The 19742-nt window shown below is 47.1% G+C and carries 16 protein-coding genes; 15 read left to right on the top strand and 1 reads right to left on the bottom strand.

All coding sequences use genetic code 11. The features are described 5' to 3' along the window. The first annotated feature begins 224 nt into the window (after positions 1 to 224). The 6 genes from cobA (at position 225) to AB5150_RS02460 (ending at position 6954) form a co-directional block, all read left to right on the top strand. A complete protein-coding gene (gene cobA / locus AB5150_RS02485; protein WP_349093245.1) occupies positions 225 to 1817 on the top strand; it encodes a uroporphyrinogen-III C-methyltransferase in 1593 nt (530 codons plus the stop codon). A gap of 1 nt (position 1818) precedes the next feature. After that, positions 1819 to 2790 carry a porphobilinogen synthase gene (gene hemB / locus AB5150_RS02480; protein WP_044998093.1) on the top strand — a complete coding sequence of 324 codons (972 nt, stop codon included), beginning with the start codon at positions 1819 to 1821 and terminating at the stop codon, positions 2788 to 2790. A gap of 119 nt (positions 2791 to 2909) precedes the next feature. Next, a complete protein-coding gene (gene hemL / locus AB5150_RS02475; RefSeq protein ID WP_368291138.1) occupies positions 2910 to 4187 on the top strand; it encodes a glutamate-1-semialdehyde 2,1-aminomutase in 1278 nt (425 codons plus the stop codon). Positions 4188 to 4519: 332 nt separating this feature from the next. After that, positions 4520 to 5467 (top strand): NAD(P)/FAD-dependent oxidoreductase, encoded by a 948-nt coding sequence (locus AB5150_RS02470; RefSeq protein WP_368291137.1) that lies wholly within the window; start codon positions 4520 to 4522, stop codon positions 5465 to 5467. Between the two features lie 195 nt (positions 5468 to 5662). Beyond that, positions 5663 to 6097, top strand: coding sequence for an Rrf2 family transcriptional regulator (locus AB5150_RS02465; RefSeq protein ID WP_015534740.1), 435 nt, complete (start codon positions 5663 to 5665; stop codon positions 6095 to 6097). Positions 6098 to 6198: 101 nt separating this feature from the next. Then, complete coding sequence (locus tag AB5150_RS02460; RefSeq protein ID WP_004851697.1) at positions 6199 to 6954, top strand: ThiF family adenylyltransferase; 756 nt, start codon at positions 6199 to 6201, stop codon at positions 6952 to 6954. 20 nt (positions 6955 to 6974) lie between these two features. On the opposite strand, the gene AB5150_RS02455 is transcribed toward AB5150_RS02460, so the two are convergent. Next, positions 6975 to 7403, bottom strand: coding sequence for a DUF3592 domain-containing protein (locus AB5150_RS02455; RefSeq protein WP_015534741.1), 429 nt, complete (start codon positions 7401 to 7403; stop codon positions 6975 to 6977). 290 nt (positions 7404 to 7693) lie between these two features. Between AB5150_RS02455 and AB5150_RS02450 the strand changes: the two genes are divergently transcribed. The 9 genes from AB5150_RS02450 to AB5150_RS02410 all read left to right on the top strand — a co-directional run bounded on the left by AB5150_RS02450 (position 7694) and on the right by AB5150_RS02410 (position 19620). Next, positions 7694 to 8551, top strand: a complete 858-nt coding sequence (locus tag AB5150_RS02450) for a DUF3737 family protein (RefSeq protein ID WP_368291136.1) — start codon at positions 7694 to 7696, stop codon at positions 8549 to 8551. A gap of 281 nt (positions 8552 to 8832) precedes the next feature. After that, the gene (locus tag AB5150_RS02445) at positions 8833 to 10053 is read left to right on the top strand and encodes a MalY/PatB family protein (protein ID WP_368291135.1); all 1221 of its coding nucleotides are present in this window, start codon (positions 8833 to 8835) and stop codon (positions 10051 to 10053) included. Continuing rightward, positions 10046 to 11575: an MATE family efflux transporter gene (locus AB5150_RS02440; RefSeq protein WP_368291134.1), complete on the top strand. Its 1530-nt coding sequence runs from the start codon at positions 10046 to 10048 to the stop codon at positions 11573 to 11575. Before AB5150_RS02445 ends, AB5150_RS02440 begins: the two co-directional genes overlap by 8 nt. A gap of 69 nt (positions 11576 to 11644) precedes the next feature. Then, positions 11645 to 13135 (top strand): AAA family ATPase, encoded by a 1491-nt coding sequence (locus AB5150_RS02435; protein WP_368291133.1) that lies wholly within the window; start codon positions 11645 to 11647, stop codon positions 13133 to 13135. Positions 13136 to 13246: 111 nt separating this feature from the next. After that, a complete protein-coding gene (locus AB5150_RS02430; protein ID WP_055145491.1) occupies positions 13247 to 14308 on the top strand; it encodes a LacI family DNA-binding transcriptional regulator in 1062 nt (353 codons plus the stop codon). A gap of 280 nt (positions 14309 to 14588) precedes the next feature. Beyond that, entirely contained in the window at positions 14589 to 16067 is a 1479-nt protein-coding gene (locus AB5150_RS02425) for an ABC transporter substrate-binding protein (protein WP_173795886.1), read from the top strand. Positions 16068 to 16180: 113 nt separating this feature from the next. Continuing rightward, a complete protein-coding gene (locus AB5150_RS02420; RefSeq protein WP_044998090.1) occupies positions 16181 to 17077 on the top strand; it encodes a carbohydrate ABC transporter permease in 897 nt (298 codons plus the stop codon). Continuing rightward, positions 17077 to 17913 carry a carbohydrate ABC transporter permease gene (locus AB5150_RS02415; protein WP_015534748.1) on the top strand — a complete coding sequence of 279 codons (837 nt, stop codon included), beginning with the start codon at positions 17077 to 17079 and terminating at the stop codon, positions 17911 to 17913. Before AB5150_RS02420 ends, AB5150_RS02415 begins: the two co-directional genes overlap by 1 nt. A gap of 9 nt (positions 17914 to 17922) precedes the next feature. Next, on the top strand, positions 17923 to 19620 hold the full coding sequence (locus AB5150_RS02410) for an alpha-glucosidase (RefSeq protein WP_368291132.1): 1698 nt from the start codon (positions 17923 to 17925) through the stop codon (positions 19618 to 19620). Positions 19621 to 19742: the final 122 nt, after the last annotated feature.

The following is a 19742-nucleotide window of genomic DNA, read 5'->3' as shown; positions in this document are numbered from 1 at the left end:
TAAAGAAGTAAATTTTTTCGATGCGTAAGCCGTGTGAGTTGGATGGGTGTCTCTATGGTGGGTAGCACATAAGCGATGGAAGCTTGTCGCTCCTTGCCAAACGGGAGCCTCCAACGCCCTTATTGGAGGCGGGAGTGAGTGCAAATAGGAGCAAGACAAGGTGACTGAGCTGTGCGTAGCCGAGAGACACCCATCCAACTCACACGGCGAATGGAGAGCAAAAAATGGTATATTTGATAGGCGCAGGCCCCGGCGACCCGGGACTCATCACGGTGAAGGGCCTGGAATTCATAAAACAATGCGATACAATCATATATGACAGGCTTGGCACCTACCAGCTTCTGGAGATGGTGAAGCCGGACTGCCGCAGGATATACGTTGGCAAGCAGGCGGGCAGCCATTACAAGAAGCAGCCTGAGATAAACGAGATACTTGTTGAGGAAGGCCGCAGAGGCAACATGGTGGTGCGCCTCAAAGGCGGCGATCCATTTGTATTCGGAAGAGGCGGCGAGGAAGTGACCGCACTTTTAGAAGCGGGGATTCCATTTCAGGTGATACCGGGAATAACATCCGCAGTGGCGGTTCCGGAGGTGTGTGGCATACCAGTGACACACCGAGGGACGAGTAGAAGCTTTCACGTGATAACAGGACACAAGCGGGCAGACATACACAGATCTGATGAAGGTGGTTTAGATGACTACGACTACATCAGAAATCAGGAAGGGACAAGCGTGTTCCTGATGGGGCTGAACAGACTGCCACAGATCATGGAGAGACTTGTTCAGACTGGGGCGGAGGAACATACTCCGGTTGCGGTCATTTCCAAGGGAACCATGCCTGGACAGAGGATAGTCCGCGGCGATATACAGACAATTGCGGACAAGGTGAACGAGGCAAAGCTTGAATCTCCTGCGATCATAGTTGTGGGTGAAAATGCAGCGTTGGATTTTACAGCACCAAACAGAGGACCGCTTCAGAATGTCCACGTTGGACTTGTTGGAACGCCAAAGCTTCGCGAGAAGATGAGAGTTGCAATAGATGCACTTGGCGGCCAGTCCTACAGCATAGTGGATATGAGTGTGGAGCAGACAGAGGAGAAGAACAGGCTGCGAGTGGCTCTGGAACATATAGAAGATTACAGCTGGCTGGCATTTACCAGTCAGAACACCATAACCCTGTTTTTCAAATGGCTCAGAGAATGGAATATAGATGTCAGAAAACTGGCTCATCTGAAACTTGCAGTGGTCGGTGCCGGAACAAGGGACGCACTTAAGGCTGAGGGATATATAGCGGATTACGTGCCGGACGAGTACACTACAAGCGCCCTTGCTATGGGACTTGCAAATGTGATGAATGACGGAGAGAAACTTCTCCTTCCGAGGGCAGTCCAGGGCAGCGAGACGATGCTTGACATACTTGATCAGGGCGGTGTGGTATATGAGGAGATCCCAGTTTATGACGTGGTTGGACGCAGGATGGAGAGCATACAGTATCTGAAGGATCTGGATGTGATAACATTTGTCAGCGCATCAGGAGTCAGAGGATTTCTAGATGTTCTTGATGCAGAGAAAAAAAACTGCGGTGTGGCTCATATGTTGAATGATATAGATTCATGTGGGGATCATACGGACAATACAGACGGCAGTTTTAAAATACATGATATAATGAAGAATATCCGCATAGCGGCACTTGGAAATGTGACCGAGAAGGCTTTGGAGAAGGCTGGTTATCATGCGGATATAGTTCCAGAGGTTGGTGATATCGAGCACCTTATATCAGCCATCGGTGATTATTATTTTAGAGAAAAGAGGCAGTAACATGATAAGACTCAGAAGACTTCGCGGAAGCGAGGCCATCAGAAATATGGTTAGAGAGAACAGGGTTAACAAGGAGGATCTTGTATATCCGATGTTTGTGGCGGAGGGCACAGGGATCAAGAATCCGGTAGACTCCATGCCGGGAATATACCAGTATTCACTCGACACATTTGAGGAGGAGCTTCGCAGAGTGGCGGACGCCGGAATCAGCGCGGTTCTCCTGTTCGGCATACCGGCTCACAAGGATGAGGTGGGTAGCAGCGCGTACGACGACCAGGGAATCATGCAGAAAGCAGTCAGGAGGATAAAAGAGCTGTATCCGGATATGATAGTCATAGCGGACATTTGTCTGTGCGAGTACACATCACACGGTCACTGCGGAATTATCCATGACGGCAAGATACTCAACGATGAGACTCTTCCATATCTGGGCAAGATGGCTGTATCACTTGCAAAGGCTGGCGCAGACATGGTGGCTCCGTCGGATATGATGGATGGACACACCGCATACATCAGAAAGGCACTTGACGACAACGGGCTGACGGATGTACTGATCATGGGTTACAGTGCGAAATTTGCATCTGGTTACTATGCACCATTTCGCGATGCGGCACATTCTGCACCACAGTTTGGAGACAGAAGGACATACCAGATGGATCCTGCAAATGGCAGGGAGGCTCTGAGAGAGTGCGAGGCGGATATCGCCGAGGGAGCAGACATAATCATGGTCAAGCCGGCACTTGCTTATCTGGATGTAGTCAAGGATGTGAGAAACCACACGGACTATCCGATAGCGGTGTACAATGTCAGCGGCGAATACTCCATGGTCAAGGCAGCTGCGGCAAATGGCTGGATAGACGAGAAGAGGATCGTCATGGAAAACATGACAGCCATGAAGAGAGCCGGCGCAGGAATCATCATAACTTATCATGCTATAGACGTGGCACACTGGCTTGAGTCGGAATCAATATGACGGAGTCATATTTCGGAATGATTCCGACGATCTGCCCCACTCGACGGAGGAGAGAGAGGCGTTTCCAAAGAGTCGGAATCATAAAAATTCACACAGGACGATAAATTATAGAAAGAAGAATGACAATGACAAATTCACAGGATCTATTTGAAAAATCACAGAAGGTAATTCCGGGCGGCGTCAATTCACCGGTCAGGGCATTTGGCTCGGTGGGACGGACACCTGTATTTATGAAGAAAGCAAAAGGTTCACATATATTTGACGAGGATGGCAATTCCTATGTGGATTATGTTTGTTCCTGGGGCCCGGGAATTCTGGGGCATGCCGATGACAGAGTCATAGATGCGGTGAAGGCGGCTTGTGATGACGGACTTACATTCGGCGCACCGACAAGGAAAGAGCTCGAGATCGCAGAGCTGGTAAATGAGCTCATGCCGTCAATGGAGCTGACACGAATGGTCAACTCGGGAACAGAGGCGGTGATGAGTGCCCTTAGAGTGGCGAGAGGATTTACAGGCAGAGACAAGATTGTAAAGTTCCGCGGCTGCTATCACGGACACAGTGATGGACTTCTGGTCAAGGCAGGCTCGGCGGCACTTACACAGTCAGTTCCGGACAGCCTGGGAGTTCCAAAGTCGTATACACAGCATACACTAATAGCAGAGTATAACAACGAGGACAGCGTAAAGAAGTTATTTGAGGCGGAGGGCAAAGACATTGCCGCAATCGTGGTCGAGCCGGTTGCCGCAAATATGGGAGTTGTCCCACCGCATGATGGATTCCTTCAGTTCCTCAGGGACATAACAAATGAGTACGGCGCACTTCTTATATTTGATGAGGTCATCACAGGTTTCAGACTCAGCCTTGGCGGTGCCCAGGAATACTTCGGGGTAAAGCCTGATCTCACAACACTTGGCAAGATAGTCGGAGGCGGAATGCCGGTGGGAGCATACGGCGGACGCCGCGATGTCATGAGCATGGTGGCACCACTTGGCGGAGTATACCAGGCGGGAACTCTGTCGGGCAATCCGATAGCCATGACAGCCGGACTCACAACGCTCCGCATACTCCAGAAGGAAAAGGATACAATATATCCGGCGATAGAAAAGAGCACAAGGCAGATAGCCGACACAGTCAGAAGCACATTTGGCGACACAGTCCATGTCAACCAGATAGGCTCACTGATGAGCGTATTCTTCACAGATCAGGAAGTAGTGGATATGGACACGTCAATATCCAGCGACACCGCAAGGTATGCAAAGTATTTCTCATACATGCTGGACAACGGAATCTACCTTGCACCATCACAGTTCGAGGCAATGTTCGTGTCCTACGCACACAGCAAGGAAGACGTATCCAAAACCTGTGAATTAATAAAGGCATATAAAGAGAATTAAAGGGACTTAAATAAGCCAGACGACGTCTCATTAGAAGTATCTTTAAATTTTTATATTGCAAGAATAATAAGACAAGTATTAAAAAGTAGTTTTGAAAAACACAATAAAAGTAACGGTTTTCAAAGTGTAAGTCTTTATGTGTTCGTGATGCTCCCAGGCGGGTAGCACATAGACGACGGAAGCTTGTCGCTCCTTGCTGAGCGGGAGTCCCCCTGCCCTTATAGGGGGCGGGAGCGAATGCAATCAGGAGCTAAGACAAGGTGACAGAGTCGTGCGTAGCCGGGAGCACCACGAACACATAAAGACGCCCCTTTGAAAAACAAGGAGGAAATATGAGAGATTTGGTTATTGTGGGCAGCGGCCCTGCGGGTCTGTCCGCCGCAGTCTACGCCAAGAGGGCGATGATGGACGTGGTGGTACTGGAGAAGGAGGCATTCTCCGGCGGGCAGATCGTGAATACAGAGCAGGTTGACAACTACCTTGGACTGCCGGGCATAAGCGGCTTTGACATGGGTATGAAGTTCAGAGAACACGCGGATACATTTGGCGTGGAGTTTGATGACAGAGAGGTGACAGCCATCGAGGATCACGGCGATCACAAGAAGGTCAGCCTGGAGGATGGCAGCAGCATAGAGACAAAGGCGGTTCTGATAGCCACGGGTGCAAAGCACAGAAAGCTTGGCGTTCCCGGTGAGGAGGAATTCACAGGGGCAGGAGTTTCTTACTGTGCCACATGTGATGGAGCGTTCTTTAGGAACAAAGAAGTCGCAGTTGTGGGCGGAGGCAATATAGCTCTTGAGGATGCCCTGTATCTGTCAAAGATGTGCAGCAAGGTATATCTGATCCACAGAAGAGATGAGTTCAGAGGCGAGAAAATACTCGGAGCGCAGGTGCTTGAGACTGAGAATATAGAATTCCACCCATTTGCGCAGGTGACAGAGATAGGCGGAACGCCGGGCAAGCTGAATCTCAAGGTTGCTGTGAATACACCAAAAACAGTGGGCGGACAGGCCAATCGCGATTTTACGCTTCCGGTAGCCGGTGTATTCATTGCCATAGGAACAAGCCCTATCACAGACTTCCTCGGTGACGTTGTGGAGCTTGATGACGCTGGTTATGTTGCAGCGGGCGAGACCGGACAGACCAGCACATCGGGAATATTTGCCGCGGGAGATGTGAGGACCAAGGCAGTGCGCCAGGTGGCGACAGCAGTTGGAGATGGTGCAGCAGTTATCCATTATGTTGAGGAATACCTGAACGGATTAAAAAAGAAGGTATAACTTGAGTATCTGATCAGCAACATATGGTAGGCAGCATAGAAACATAATCATAAAAATCAAGTGAATTAAACGGAAAATAATTGGCACGGAGATAAGGTAAGAACATTATAACTGCTTTTTCTCCCTGCCAAAAAAATAAAACCAATTCATAGTAATTCTATAGGTAAAATATAACAATGAACAGGAGGCGGAAAAATGTTAATATCATCAAAGGGACAATATGCACTGAGACTCATGGTAGATATATCGATAAACAGTGGCAGCACGGTTACTGTCAAAGCTGTAGCCAGAAGATGTGGATTGTCTGACAAATATCTTGAGCAGGTTACATCTTCTCTGCTAAAGGCAGGATATTTAAGGAGCGTGAGAGGGCCGAGGGGCGGTTACCGTCTGAACATGCCGGCGGAGGAGATCACGGTTGGGATGGTGCTAAGGGCGATAGAGGGCAGGATATCACCGATAGATAACAGAGTTGATGAGGACGGCGACACCAACATGGTCATGAACGATGTCATTGGAGAGGTGTGGGATGACCTTGAATCTGCCATCAACAATGTCCTTGATAACAAAACCATCGCCGATCTTACCCGGGAGTACAGTGACCGGATCGGATACATGTATTCGATATAAATCGGGACGGAGGGGCCAGATGTCAATAAGATTTCAGTTGAAAAAAAACTTATTTTGTATATAGTTGTAGTGGGATATATATCATATTAGGAGAATAAGAGATGTTAACACAGTTTTCGAGAACAGAGCTGCTATTTGGCAAGGAAGCCATGGACAAGCTGGCAGGCTCTAAGGTAGCGGTATTTGGAATAGGCGGAGTTGGCGGTTATGTATGCGAGGCACTGGTCAGGAGCGGTGTCGGAGCATTTGACCTGATAGATGATGACAAGGTGTGCCTGACAAATCTCAACAGACAGATCATAGCGACAAGGAGCACAGTTGGAAAGTATAAGACCGATGTTATGAGGGACAGGATGCTTGACATCAATCCAAATGTGGAGGTTGAGGTACACAAATGTTTCTTCCTTCCGGAAAATGCGGATGACTTCCCTTGGGACAGCTACGACTACGTAGTCGATGCGGTGGACACCGTGACAGCCAAGATCGCTCTTGTCATGAAGTGCAAGGAGAAGAATATCCCGATCATCAGCAGCATGGGTGCGGGAAACAAGCTTGACGGAAGCCAGTTCAAGGTTGCAGATATATACAAGACAAAGGTGTGTCCGCTTGCGAAGGTCATGAGAAGAGAGCTGAAGAAGAGGGGCGTCAAGAAACTCAAGGTCGTATACTCGGAAGAGATTCCGACAAGGCCGATCGAAGATATGGCGATAAGCTGCAGAAACAACTGCATTTGTCCTCCGGGTGCAGAACACAAATGTACAGAGCGCAGAGACATCCCGGGCAGCGTGGCATTTGTGCCATCAGTCGCAGGGCTTATAATAGCCGGTGAGGTGGCAAAGGATCTCATCAGGAGGTAATAAAAAAGGACGCTGAGAAATCAGCGCCTTCTCCATAAAAATACCAGAGTTCCAAGCAGAACCGCACCACCATAGATGAATGGTGCATTTTTGTCACTGTTCATAGTTCTTTCCGTATAAGATACGGATGGATTATTCGGGTTGTAATATATTGCGATTGACGACATGGAGTTGTAATTTGTTATACCGCGGACGGAAAGAAAACCATTGTGCAATACTCCGGACTGGTCGCGGTATTCATAGTTGATATGGGTTCTTTTACTGAATCTTCTGACAGATGTGATATCGGCGGATGTTCTGGTATAGTCCCGCTCGATACGGCATGCCTTACCCCGTATGGAAAGGCCGATGACCACAGCTATGATGAATGATGCTATTGGAATAATGTAAGTCGTATAAGGTAATAGTCTGAAAAAAATACTGATAGAATCCCCCGATGTTAAAATCATAATGTACCCCCTGAAATTGTTGTTTCCCCAAAATGTCAGACATGAGATCCTTATTTACATGCCGGACTTATATGTGTAAATTATAATATAAAGAAGACTGGTTGAGAATCCCTTAATTTAAGAGGATAAGTTTGTTAATATAGCAAATTACAGGTAATAAATATATTACTGTTTGTACTGCCGCTCATGATTGTCATAAGCTCAGTCATATTCGCATTTGCCAGAAGTGATAACATGGTGATAATAGGCCAATAATATAATAGAGAATATACAAAAGGAAGATGAACGAGATGGATAATAAAGAAGAAAAGAAGATTATAAGACAGGAGTTTCTGACAGGTGAGAGAGCTCTTTTCATGGGAAAAAATCTCGATATATATGATACGATATTTGACGATGGCGAGTCTCCGCTTAAGGAGAGCCGCGGCATAAATCTGTACGGCAGCATGTTCAAATGGAAGTATCCGCTGTGGTACAGCAAGAACATTGTTGCGGAGGATTGCCACTGGTTTGAGATGGCGAGAGCCGGAGTCTGGTACACTGATAATATCGCGGTGAGGCGGGCACTCATCCAGGCACCAAAGAACTTCCGCAGATGTAAAGGCCTGGAGCTTACGGATGTGACATTCACCCATGCTGAGGAGACCCTTTGGAGCTGCGATGACGTGACAATGGACCACGTGACAGCAAAAGGCGACTATTTTGCCATGAACAGCAGTAATATGAAGATAGACGACCTGAAGCTTGACGGCAACTATTCATTTGACGGATGCAGGAATGTAGAGATAAGAAACTCCAATCTGCTTTCAAAGGATGCATTCTGGAACACAGAGAATGTGACCGTATATGATTCATTCATATCGGGCGAGTATCTTGGCTGGAACGCAAAGAACCTCACCCTGATAAACTGCACCATCGAGAGCCTTCAGGGCATGTGCTACATCGACAACCTTGTGATGAAAAACTGCAAGCTCATCAACACAACACTTGCCTTCGAATATTCAACAGTGGATGCCGACATCTGTAGCAAGATAGACAGTGTCATGAACCCGACATCAGGAACCATCAAAGCCCAGCACATCGACAACCTGATAATAGAAAAAGACAAAGTAGATCCGTCAAAGACAAAAATAATAGTACAGGACTAAACGAGTTTAAGATTTGGTGATATATCATAACGTAAATGAGATTCCGCGGCTGCTGTGGTGAAACGAGTTGGCACATATAGAGTGCTCAATCGGTAGTGAAGTCGACTGAGCATTGCTGCTTCTTGCCGGAGCGGCGCAAGCAACGCCCTTATCGCTTGCAGAGCGCAGTGCAGATAGAAGCAAAGCAAGGCGAGGGAAGACGAACGTGATGGAGCACTCTATATGTGCCAGCCGTTTGCCACAGCAGCCGCGGAATCTCTCCATGAAGTGGAGGGACAAACATGAAGTTTGATTTTGACAAGGTTATAGACAGACGCGGCACAGGCTCCCTGAAGTGGGACGTGCCGGAAAACGAACTGCCAATGTGGGTGGCAGACATGGACTTTCAGACGGCTCCATGCATCAGGGAGGCACTGGCAGCCCGGGTGGAGCACGGAATATTCGGATATTCCATCATCCCGGACGAGTGGGCAGATGCCTACGTGAACTGGTGGGGCAACAGACACGGATTTGCGATAGATAGGGATTGGCTGGTGTTCTGCTCCGGAGTCATCCCAGCCATATCAACGGCGGTGAGAAAGCTCACCACGCCCGCAGAGAATGTTGTGGTGCAGACCCCTGTCTACAATATTTTCTTTAATTCTATATACAACAATGGGCGAAATATATTGGAAAGCCCTCTGAAATACGACGGCGATGGATATGCCATGGACTTTGAGGATCTTGAGGAAAAGCTTGCAGATCCACAGACCAGCCTCATGATACTCTGCAATCCACAGAATCCTGCGGGGAAGATCTGGGATAAGGAGACGCTTGCCCATGTGGGAGAGCTATGCGCAAAGTATGGTGTGACGGTCATCTCGGATGAGATACACTGCGATCTCACCGATCCAGGAAAGGAGTATGTGCCATTTGCCACGGCATCTGACACATGCAGGGATATAAGTGTGACCTGTATTGCGCCGACAAAGACCTTCAACATAGCTGGAATACAGACCGCAGCAATTGTGGTTCCGGATAAATTCCTGAGACACAAGATGTGGAGAGGTCTGAACACAGACGAGGTAGCCGAGCCAAATGTATTTGCGGTGGATGCGGCTATAGCAGCATTTACAGATGGTGGCGAGTGGCTGGACAGTCTCAGGCAGTATCTGTATGAGAACAAGCAGTATGTGAGAAAATTTGTATCTGAGAATATCCCTGACATGAAGGTGGTGTACTCGGAGGCAACATACCTTCTCTGGCTTGACTGCAGTAAGATAACTGACAACGCAAAACAGCTTTCAGCATTTATCAGGAAGAACACCGGACTCTATATGTCGCCGGGACTTTCATATGGTAAGAACGGAAAGGCATTTATCAGACTTAACATCGCATGCCCAAGGTCGATCGTGGAAGAGGGCATGAAGAGACTTGCCGAGGGAACCACGGCATTCAGAAAAATGAACGCAGAGACGGTAAACATAGACAATGCGGCTAAAAAAGGAGATATAGATGAGTAGCAGTGAAAACTTGCTGAAGGACATGATATCTGGAAAATCGATGACCGCATCCCAGCAGATAGGACTTACGGTCAGGCTCAGTATCCCGGCAATCCTTGCCCAGATCTCGTCCATTGTCATGCAGTACATCGATGCATCCATGGTGGGGCGTCTTGGGGCAAATGCGTCCGGCGCGATCGGACTTGTCTCGTCAACGACATGGCTGTTCGGTGGCCTGTGTGTTGCTGTGACTACAGGATTTACCGTGCAGATAGCCCAGGCTGTGGGTGCTGGCGAGGAGAAGACTGCCAGAAACATCATGAAGCAGGGACTCATAATAGCCCTGTGCATAAGCGTCATACTCGCACTCATTGCAGCACTTATAAGCACACCGCTTCCGAGATGGCTCGGCGGTGAAGCTGCGATACAGAAGATGGCAAGCCAGTATTTCCTTGTGTACATGCTGGGGCTTCCCGCTCTGCAGATGAACAGCATAGCGGGTGGTATGCACCAGAGTTCCGGAAATATGCGCCTTCCGGGCATATTGAATGTCATGTGCTGTGTGATGGATGTGATTTTTAATTTGTTCTTTATATTTCCGACAAGAATTGTAAATTTAAGTATTCCGTTTTTATCCAGCGTAAGGCTGGCTGGTTCTCAGATGGCAGGAACGGTTCAGGCAGGAGCCTTTGGTTCCCATTTGTCAACACTTGTGCAGTCTGAAACCTCGATGAATGGACTGACATTTACCATGCCGGGACTTGGACTTGGCGTTGCTGGGGCGGCACTTGGAACCATCACTGCTGAAGCAGTTACCTGTGCCATCATGGTCACTGCACTTCTTTGGAAGAACAGGACACTCCATTTAAGAAAGGGAGAACGTTTAAGATTTCACAGGGATACCCTTGCCAAGGCGGTGAAGATTGGAGCACCTGTGGGTCTTGAGCAGATGGTCATGTGCTCAGCGTATGTCATGTCCACAAAGATCGTGTCACCGCTCGGAACGATAGCCATCGCAGCCAACTCATTTGCGGTTACTGCGGAGAGCTTCTGCTACATGCCGGGATACGGAGTGCAGGCGGCAGCAACTACACTTGTGGGACAATGCGTGGGAGCCGGACAAAAACAGTTGTCCAGAAGGATGGCATGGATTACAATGGGATTAGGTGTGTCGGTTATGACCGTTGGCGGAGTCCTCATGTACATAGCAGCTCCGGCCATGATAGGTGTACTGACCCCGAACGAAGAGATAAGAAATCTAGGTGCGGCAGTGCTGAGGATAGAGGCATTTGCCGAACCATTTTACGCCGCATCCATAGTTGCTTCGGGAGCACTCAGGGGAGCCGGGGACACTCTGGTTCCGAGCTGCATGAACTTTGCCAGCATGTGGTGCGTGCGAATACCACTTGCAGCCATACTTGCACCGAGGGTGGGGCTCTATGGTGTATGGATCGCCATGTGCGTGGAGCTCTGTTTCAGGGGAATCCTGTTCACCACAAGGCTTAAACGGGAAAGATGGATGCGGGTGTTTGACGAACATTAAATATGATGTTTTATAATTGCAAGGCATGATTAAACTTGCAATAAAACATCGTTAAACAGGGAGGAAAATATGCCAGTATTTGATTTCAGTGGAAGTGACAACAAGAATAAGAACATAGTTACATATGAGACGTTTCAGTCTTCGGAGTCTACAGCAACAGCGGAGAAGCCGATCATGATCCTTGAGAACACGACCAGGAAGTGGGCTCACCACTCCAGCGGAAAGTTCACCAATCCGATCAAGAGAACAGCATTTGAATTTGACGAGGTAGACGGAGTCCAGTCTGCCGACATATTGAAGATAGATGCGAGATTTGTAAGCCTTCTCAAATGGCTCGGCGAAAATCATATCAACGTCCGTCTGTCAGGAGAGAACAGACCGGAAGGCTATGCAGTATATAAGATAAGGGAGACCGAGTTCGGCGGCGGGGCAAAGCTGTCGGCAAATGACGGATTCCTCCAGTTCATGATAGAGCGACTTCTTGCAAGTGATGCCCCTTCAGAAGAGGAGAAATCCGAGGAGAAAGAAGAGGAGGAGGCACTTGGCGACGACATGAAACTCACAAGCATGCAGAGTATCATTGATTTCATGCACTGTGCCGGAAGAACGCTCCCTGACAATATAAGACTGTGGGCGAGAAGAAATCTTGCGGTTGCGAGATCCAGCGAGGTATCACCGGAGGAGAGACGCCACGCCCAGAGAGCACTTTCCATGGCGATGAACATCAGATGGAAGAGCAATTACTTTGAGGCGATAGATCCGGAAGAGGCCAGAAGGATACTGGACGAGGAACTCTACGGAATGGAGAAGGTAAAGCAGAGGATCATCGAGACAATCATCCAGATCAACCGTACACATACACTTCCTGCATACGGACTTCTGCTCTGCGGACCTGCCGGAACAGGAAAGTCACAGATAGCCTATGCGGTTGCGAGAATACTCAGACTTCCATGGACGACCCTTGACATGAGTTCCATCAACGATCCGGAACAGCTTACAGGAAGTTCAAGAGTATATTCCAATGCCAAGCCGGGAATCATCATGGAGGCATTTTCACAGGCTGGAGAATCTAACCTCGTATTCATCATCAACGAGCTGGACAAGGCAAATTCCGGCAAGGGCAACGGCAATCCTGCCGATGTACTGCTGACACTCCTGGATAACCTGGGATTCACCGACAACTACATGGAGTGCATGATCCCGACAAATGGCGTGTATCCTATAGCGACGGCAAATGACAAGGAGAACATCAGCAAGCCGATCATGTCGAGATTTGCTGTTATAGACATACCGGATTACACCCCGGATGAGAAGAAGGAGATATTCAACAAATTTGTTCTGCCGAAGGTGCTCAAGCGCATCGGACTTGAAGGGAGCGAGTGCATCATCCTTCCAGACGGCGTGGATGCTGTCATCAAGAAGTGTGACGGCGTGACCGGAATCAGAGATATAGAGCAGGCTGCAGAGCACATAGTTGCACATGCGCTTTACCAGATCGAGGTAAATCACGTTCAGAGCGTGACATTTGACGGAGCTATGATAGAGGAGCTTTTGAGCTGATTATCGTCATATTACACAATTTACATTACGGAAAGTATTATGGTATACTCTTCTTATGAAACAAGTTTCATGGACTACAGTCTGAAATTCATAAGGAGAGTATATTTATATATGGCAAGTATAAGAGACGTTGCGAAGGAGGCGGGGGTCGCCATCTGCACGGTGTCGAGACTTATCAACGGCACGGCAAATGTTGAACCTGAGACTCAGAAGAAGATAGAAGATGCGATGAAGAAACTGGATTATGTTCCAAATGAGCTTGCGCGAGGCATGTTCAAGGGCAGATCAAACTCCATTGCGATGTTGGTTCCAAATATCCAGCACCCATGGTTTTCATCCCTGGCATCGGAGATTGAAAAGATACTTTATGAGAAAAAGTATAAATTCATGCTTTTTTCCACATCGGATGATAAGCAGAGGGAGAAGGAATGTTTTAAGCTGTTAAAGTCCAATATCGTGGACGGAATCATATGCGGAACGTCGGCATGTACGGCGAAGGAATACCAGAAGATAGATAAGCCGATGGTCATGCTGGATTATAAGGTTGGCAGCAAATTTCCTGTCGTAGTGTCGGATCACAAGATGGGCGGACAGCTTGCTGCCCAGGAATTTATAAACAGTGGATGCAAATATGTCATCCACATATCAGGAATCAAGGTAGATAAGAATATCATGTCATTTGAGTGCCATGAGGAACTAGATAGAGTCCTTGCCGAGAATGGGATAAAATCCAGACGAGTTCCAATACAGTGGAACGACTTTGATTTTCATGGATATTTTGAGATGGCAAAATGCATACTGGAGGAGTATCCTGACGTGGACGGAATATTTGCCGCAGACATGCCAGCGATAGCATTCCTTAAGGCGGCACTTGCCATAGGCAAAAAGATTCCTGATGACCTGGCGATCGTGGCATACGACGGAACGTACATAACCAACGCCAGCACGACAAGGCTCACATCGATACATCAGCCGTACAAGGAGATCGCCCAGGAGGCAGTACGCCAGCTTATGGAGATGATCGACGGACCGGAGGAGGAAGATGATGCCGAAGGACAGGTTGAAAGTGCAACCGCAGATCAGATCGACAGCGCAAAAGAGAGAAACACACATATAGACGGAAATCTTATACTACTTCCGGTGAGCGTAGAAAAAGGCGATACAACTTTATAGTATGATTACGAAAAGAAGTTCATGAAGAGAAAATGAGGTGCCACTCAAAAATCATGAACTTCTTTTTTGTGTGGGTACAAAACATAAAAAACTTACTAAGAGCACAAAATACAAAAATCTATAAATCCCCTATTGACGAAACATGTTTCATATGATAATCTTAATGCAAATGAAACATGTTTCATCTAAGCGCTTATGAAATATGTTTTATCGGAACAATATGAATGATAGCGAGAATTAACAAGAGGGAAAATTCAAAGCAAGAAAAGGAGAAAAGGTTATGAGAGCAAAGAAATTAGTAGCATGTGCACTTTCAGCAGCTATGATGCTGGGACTTGCATCCATGACAGGATGTGGTTCAGCAAAGAAGGATTACGATCTGTATATTTACAACACAAAGTCCGAGATCGCAGACAGTATCCAGGATCTGTGCAAGGATTATGAGACAGAGACAGGAGTTAAGGTTAAGGTTTACACATGTGGTACACAGGAGACCATGGAGACACTCAGATCTGAGATGAATTCCAAGAACTATCCTACACTGTACGCGATAAATCAGGCACAGTTCACAGAGTGGAACGAGGGCGGATTTGTACTTCCATCAACATCAGTAAAGAATGAGGAGTTAAAGTCAATCTACGATTCAATTCCAGAGAGCATGCAGCTCGCAGATGAGAGCGGAGCAAGCTGCGGAATCCCTTACAACGTAGAGGGTTACGGACTTATCGCAGATACGCAGATGATATGTGATGTATTTGGACTTGACAGCGCAGACGCATTTGTCGCTGATTACAGAAGTGCCAATTATGAAGAGTTCACAGGCATGATCAAGGCAATCGATGATTACATAAACGGCAAGGGTGGTGAGAAGGTTACACTTTCAGGCAATGCATACACCACGGCAAAGGACAAGACAGCTACAACAGAGAACATGAACGGAGTATTTGCAATCGCAGGTGCTGAGAAGTGGACATATGCAAACCACTATACAAACTACGCACTGAATGCAGTGTTCCCTAATTACAATGCAACGGCAGCAGCTACAAAGGAAGATGTTGATAAGCTTGAGGAGCCACTTGTAAAGATGGTTCAGGAGCTTGATATGCTTTCAAGCTACACAGCAGGACCAAGCGGCAAGGTAGAGCGTGGATCAGAGTACATTAACTCAACAGTGACAGGATATGATCAGGCAGTTCAGACATTTGCCGAGGGTAAGGCAATGTTCATCAAGCAGGGTAACTGGGTATACGGAACCATCGCAGGTGTGGATGCAGACAAGGCATCAAGACTTACGATGCTCCCAATGAAGGTCAACCTTGAGCAGAGTGACATCTCAGCTGAGGGCGTTACAGTTGACAAGATGAACAGCTCAATCCCTGAGTTCGTTTCACAGTATTACGTTATCAACAAGAAGGATTCAGAAGAGGAGCAGAAAGCCGCTGAGGACTTCCTTGTATGGCTCTACACATCAGATACAGGAAAAGATTACATCACAAACAAATTCGCATTTGTCCCATTCAACGCAGACGAGAGCGAGAAGCTTGAGAATCCGCTCAGCAATTCACTTGTATACTATATGAGCAATGACCTTGTGATGGGCAATGACTTCGATGCTTTCCCTGAGTCATGGGGACTCAACACCATCGGTGCAACTATTCAGGAGCAGTTGTTTACAAATCCTGATCAGTGGGATGAGAACACTATAAGAACAGGTGTGGAAGATGCACTGACAAAGTGGAAGGACAGCATCAAAGAGTAATCGGTGCTAAATGGGATGTGTCAGGTTTTCTATGAAAACCTGACATGTAGCGCCAGCCATTTGCCGAATGCAAATTTTGTATGGCTGGTGTTCAATGTAGGAAAGGAAAAACTATGAAAAGATTTTACAAGAGAAAATTCTGGTTTATGGTTCTGCCTTCTATAGTGTTGTTTCTGCTGGTTATCATAGTTCCTTTTATAGAGGGTGTGATCTACTCCTTCACCGAGTGGAGAGGTTCCTACTTCGTAGGTGGGGAGCACTGGTGGAATGCACTGGTGGGACTTAAGAATTATACAAGCATATTCAAGTCGAAGGATTTCCTTCAGTCACTTGGATACACGGCCATATATGCTGTACTCGCAGTAATAGCACAGAATGTTGTCAGTCTTCTTCTGGCACTCATGATCAAGAAGCTTACCAAGGGCAAGGGACTTTTCAGAACGGTACTGTTCCTTCCATATGTACTTGGAATGCTCGCCATGGGTTATGTATGGCGTTTCATATTTGAAAATGTATTTTCACAGACGCTGTTCGGAACAGACGGTGTGGTACACGTAGAGGTGCTCAACAACATGCTTCAGAATCAGTGGAAAGCACTTCTGGCATATGCGATCGTTGGTGTATGGCAGGTTGCAGGTTATTACCTGATAATCTACCTCAACGGACTCAATAATATTTCAGAGGATATTTATGAGGCTGCCAGAATAGATGGAGCTACGGGCTGGACAAGCTTCAGGAAGATCACACTTCCGCTTCTCATGCCTTCATTTACGATAGTGCTCTTCATGTCACTGGCAAACAGCTTCAAGATGCTTGACCTCAACGTTTCACTGACAGAGGGCAATTTCGGAACGACCATGATATCCTACATGATACTGAAAACAGTAAGAGAGAGCTCTCCTCCGGCATACGGAGAGGCGCAGGCACAGGCAGTTATATTCTTCGTTATCATTGCAGTTATATCTATAGCTCAGGTAATGATCACTAAGAGAAAGGAGATTGAATCATAATGGGAGTAAAAGGCAAGATCAAAAGAGCACTCATAGTGGTTATACTCGCTGTATTGGCAATCGTGACCATATTCCCGATATGGTTCCTGATCGTCAACTCATTCAAGGGACAGCAGGAGATAGTAGCATCTCCAATAGCTCTCCCGAAATCATGGAATCTGGACTATCTGAAGAATGCAGCTGAGCAGATAAATCTCGGCAGCAGCCTGCTTCAGACAGTACTCATAACAGTTGCGGCAGTGGCACTTATCGTGGTCATATCTTCATTTGCCGCATGGGCAATTGCCAGGACAGATTCCAAGGTGGCAAATATACTCTTCATCGCATACACAGCAGCCATGCTCATACCTTTCCAGTCAGTTATGTACCCGTTGGTATCGCTGATGGACAAGCTGGGACTCAAAAACACACCGGGTCTGATCCTCATGTACGGAGGCTTTGGAATCAGTATGTCGGTTCTGCTGTACAGAGGATTCATCAAGAGTATCCCGCTGTCACTTGAGGAGGCAGCCATGCTCGATGGAGCAAATATATTCCAGATATACAGATATGTGGTCATGCCCCTCTTAAAGCCTACGACCATGACAGTTGTCATCACAAATGCAGTGTGGATATGGAACGATTACCTTCTTCCATTCCTCGTAATAGGAAATAACGACAAAAAGACGCTCACGCTGAGCTTATATTATGCAAAGAGTCTGTCAGGACAGTATGGAAATCCATGGGAGCTAATCTTCCCTGCGGTACTTCTCTGCATCATCCCTATCGTGATCATATTCATCATACTTCAGAAGAATATCATCGAGGGAATTTCAGCCGGAGCTGTGAAAGGATAAACATAAAATATGGACAGAAAATGGTGGAAAGAGGCGGTATTTTACCAGATATACCCTAGAAGTTTCTATGACAGCAACGGAGATGGAATAGGAGATCTGAAGGGAATAACTGAGAAATTGCCGTACCTCAAAGAACTTGGCGTGACCGCTGTGTGGATATGTCCATTCTTCAAGTCGCCTATGAAGGACAACGGATATGACATATCGGATTACTATGATGTGAATCCTGAGTTTGGAACCATAGAGGATGCGGATGAACTTATAAGATGCGCAAATGAAAATGGCATCAAGATCATCATGGACATGGTCATCAATCACACGTCAGACCAGCACAGATGGTTTCAGGAGGCGTGCCGGGACAGACACAGCAAATACAGAAATTACTATATATTTAAGGACAACATAGATGGACTTGCAGATCTCAGATCCAACTTCGGTGGAAGCACATGGACACAGATTGAGGATGGCAGCTGGTATTTCCATTCATTTGCGAAGGAACAGCCGGATCTCAACTGGGAATGTGAGGAGATGAGACAAGAGCTCTACGACATGATGAATTGGTGGCTTGACAAGGGAGTTTCAGGATTCCGAATGGATGCCATCACATTTATCAAGAAAGACCTCTCATTCCCGCCTATGCCGTCAGACGGCGAGGACGGCAGATGCGATGTTGGAAAATGCTGTCTCAACAGGCCGGGAATAGATGAGTTTCTTCACGAGTTAAAAATCAACACATATGGCAGAGGAGACTTTGTGACTGTCGCAGAGACTCCTGGAGTTCCAAATGAGGATTTGGACAGATACATTGGGAGAGATGGACATTTCTCCATGATATTTGACTTTAGTTACACAGATATAGATATCAATCCGGGCGATCTCTGGCTGCACCAGAGAGACTGGACGATAGAGGAATTCAAGGACAAGCTGTTCACCAATCAGAGACTTGTGAAAAAGATCGGATGGGCAGCAAACTACCTGGAAAACCACGATCAGCCTAGAAGTATAGGCAAGTACTTCCCAGCCGGTGATATTCCTGAATACAGAACACAGATGGCAAAGGCGCTTGGTGCGTTGTTCTTCTTCCTGAAGGGTACGCCGTTTGTATATCAGGGACAGGAACTTGGCATGATAAACACTCATTTTGATAACATAGATGAGCTGGACGATATCAATTCCAAGGGACAGTATGCGAGATGCCTTGAAGCCGGACACAGTGAGGCAGAGGCGATGGAATCCGTAAATATCAGAAGTCGAGATCAGTCAAGACTTCCGATGCAGTGGAACAGCGATAAGAACTTCGGATTCTCAGCACATGAGCCATGGCTGGCATGCAACAATCAGTGTGACCTCCAGACAGTGGAGCTTGAGAGCGCTGATAAGGATTCTGTGCTTAACTTTTATAAGGCGATGATACAGCTCAGAAATCACTCGGAGTACACACAGACTCTCATCTACGGAGACCTGGAGGATGTGGAGACGGATAATGCAGGAATCATAGTGTACAGGCGCAAGCCGGTTCAGATTGAGTGTGCATGTGGAACTGGAGCAAATGCAGAAAGCACAGACAGATCGGTATATGTTGTTGTCAACATGACCGGTGAGGATGTGGGCTATGCAATTCCTGAGACTGCGGATGTGCTTATGGGTAATTATGCGGATTACGATGGTACACTCAGACCTTATGAGACTGTGGTGTACGCGGTGTAAGCCGGGGCTGGCAGAAAAAGCCTGAATATTGGTGGAGACTGATTGAAAATTACAGTTGGTCTGATATCAGTATTCAGGCTTTTTTCATTGCCTGTATACTTTTGGGATACTTTGCTCAAATC

The sequence above is a fragment of the Coprococcus sp. RTP21281st1_F1_RTP21281_210402 genome (assembly GCF_040915325.1).
GTDB lineage: Bacteria > Bacillota > Clostridia > Lachnospirales > Lachnospiraceae > Coprococcus > Coprococcus aceti.
This window is presented reverse-complemented; position numbering and strand designations above follow the sequence as displayed.

Excerpts from the sequence above, each read along its gene's own strand:
- AB5150_RS02445 (WP_368291135.1), top strand. The coding sequence starts at position 8,833 with ATGAAGTTTGATTTTGACAAGGTTATAGACAGACGCGGCACAGGCTCC.
- hemL (WP_368291138.1), top strand. The coding sequence starts at position 2,910 with ATGACAATGACAAATTCACAGGATCTATTTGAAAAATCACAGAAGGTA.
- AB5150_RS02440 (WP_368291134.1), top strand. The coding sequence starts at position 10,046 with ATGAGTAGCAGTGAAAACTTGCTGAAGGACATGATATCTGGAAAATCG.
- hemB (WP_044998093.1), top strand. The coding sequence starts at position 1,819 with ATGATAAGACTCAGAAGACTTCGCGGAAGCGAGGCCATCAGAAATATG.
- AB5150_RS02410 (WP_368291132.1), top strand. The coding sequence starts at position 17,923 with ATGGACAGAAAATGGTGGAAAGAGGCGGTATTTTACCAGATATACCCT.
- AB5150_RS02465 (WP_015534740.1), top strand. The coding sequence starts at position 5,663 with ATGTTAATATCATCAAAGGGACAATATGCACTGAGACTCATGGTAGAT.
- AB5150_RS02430 (WP_055145491.1), top strand. The coding sequence starts at position 13,247 with ATGGCAAGTATAAGAGACGTTGCGAAGGAGGCGGGGGTCGCCATCTGC.
- AB5150_RS02415 (WP_015534748.1), top strand. The coding sequence starts at position 17,077 with ATGGGAGTAAAAGGCAAGATCAAAAGAGCACTCATAGTGGTTATACTC.
- AB5150_RS02460 (WP_004851697.1), top strand. The coding sequence starts at position 6,199 with ATGTTAACACAGTTTTCGAGAACAGAGCTGCTATTTGGCAAGGAAGCC.
- AB5150_RS02455 (WP_015534741.1), bottom strand. The coding sequence starts at position 7,403 with ATGATTTTAACATCGGGGGATTCTATCAGTATTTTTTTCAGACTATTA.
- AB5150_RS02450 (WP_368291136.1), top strand. The coding sequence starts at position 7,694 with ATGGATAATAAAGAAGAAAAGAAGATTATAAGACAGGAGTTTCTGACA.
- cobA (WP_349093245.1), top strand. The coding sequence starts at position 225 with ATGGTATATTTGATAGGCGCAGGCCCCGGCGACCCGGGACTCATCACG.
- AB5150_RS02420 (WP_044998090.1), top strand. The coding sequence starts at position 16,181 with ATGAAAAGATTTTACAAGAGAAAATTCTGGTTTATGGTTCTGCCTTCT.
- AB5150_RS02435 (WP_368291133.1), top strand. The coding sequence starts at position 11,645 with ATGCCAGTATTTGATTTCAGTGGAAGTGACAACAAGAATAAGAACATA.
- AB5150_RS02470 (WP_368291137.1), top strand. The coding sequence starts at position 4,520 with ATGAGAGATTTGGTTATTGTGGGCAGCGGCCCTGCGGGTCTGTCCGCC.
- AB5150_RS02425 (WP_173795886.1), top strand. The coding sequence starts at position 14,589 with ATGAGAGCAAAGAAATTAGTAGCATGTGCACTTTCAGCAGCTATGATG.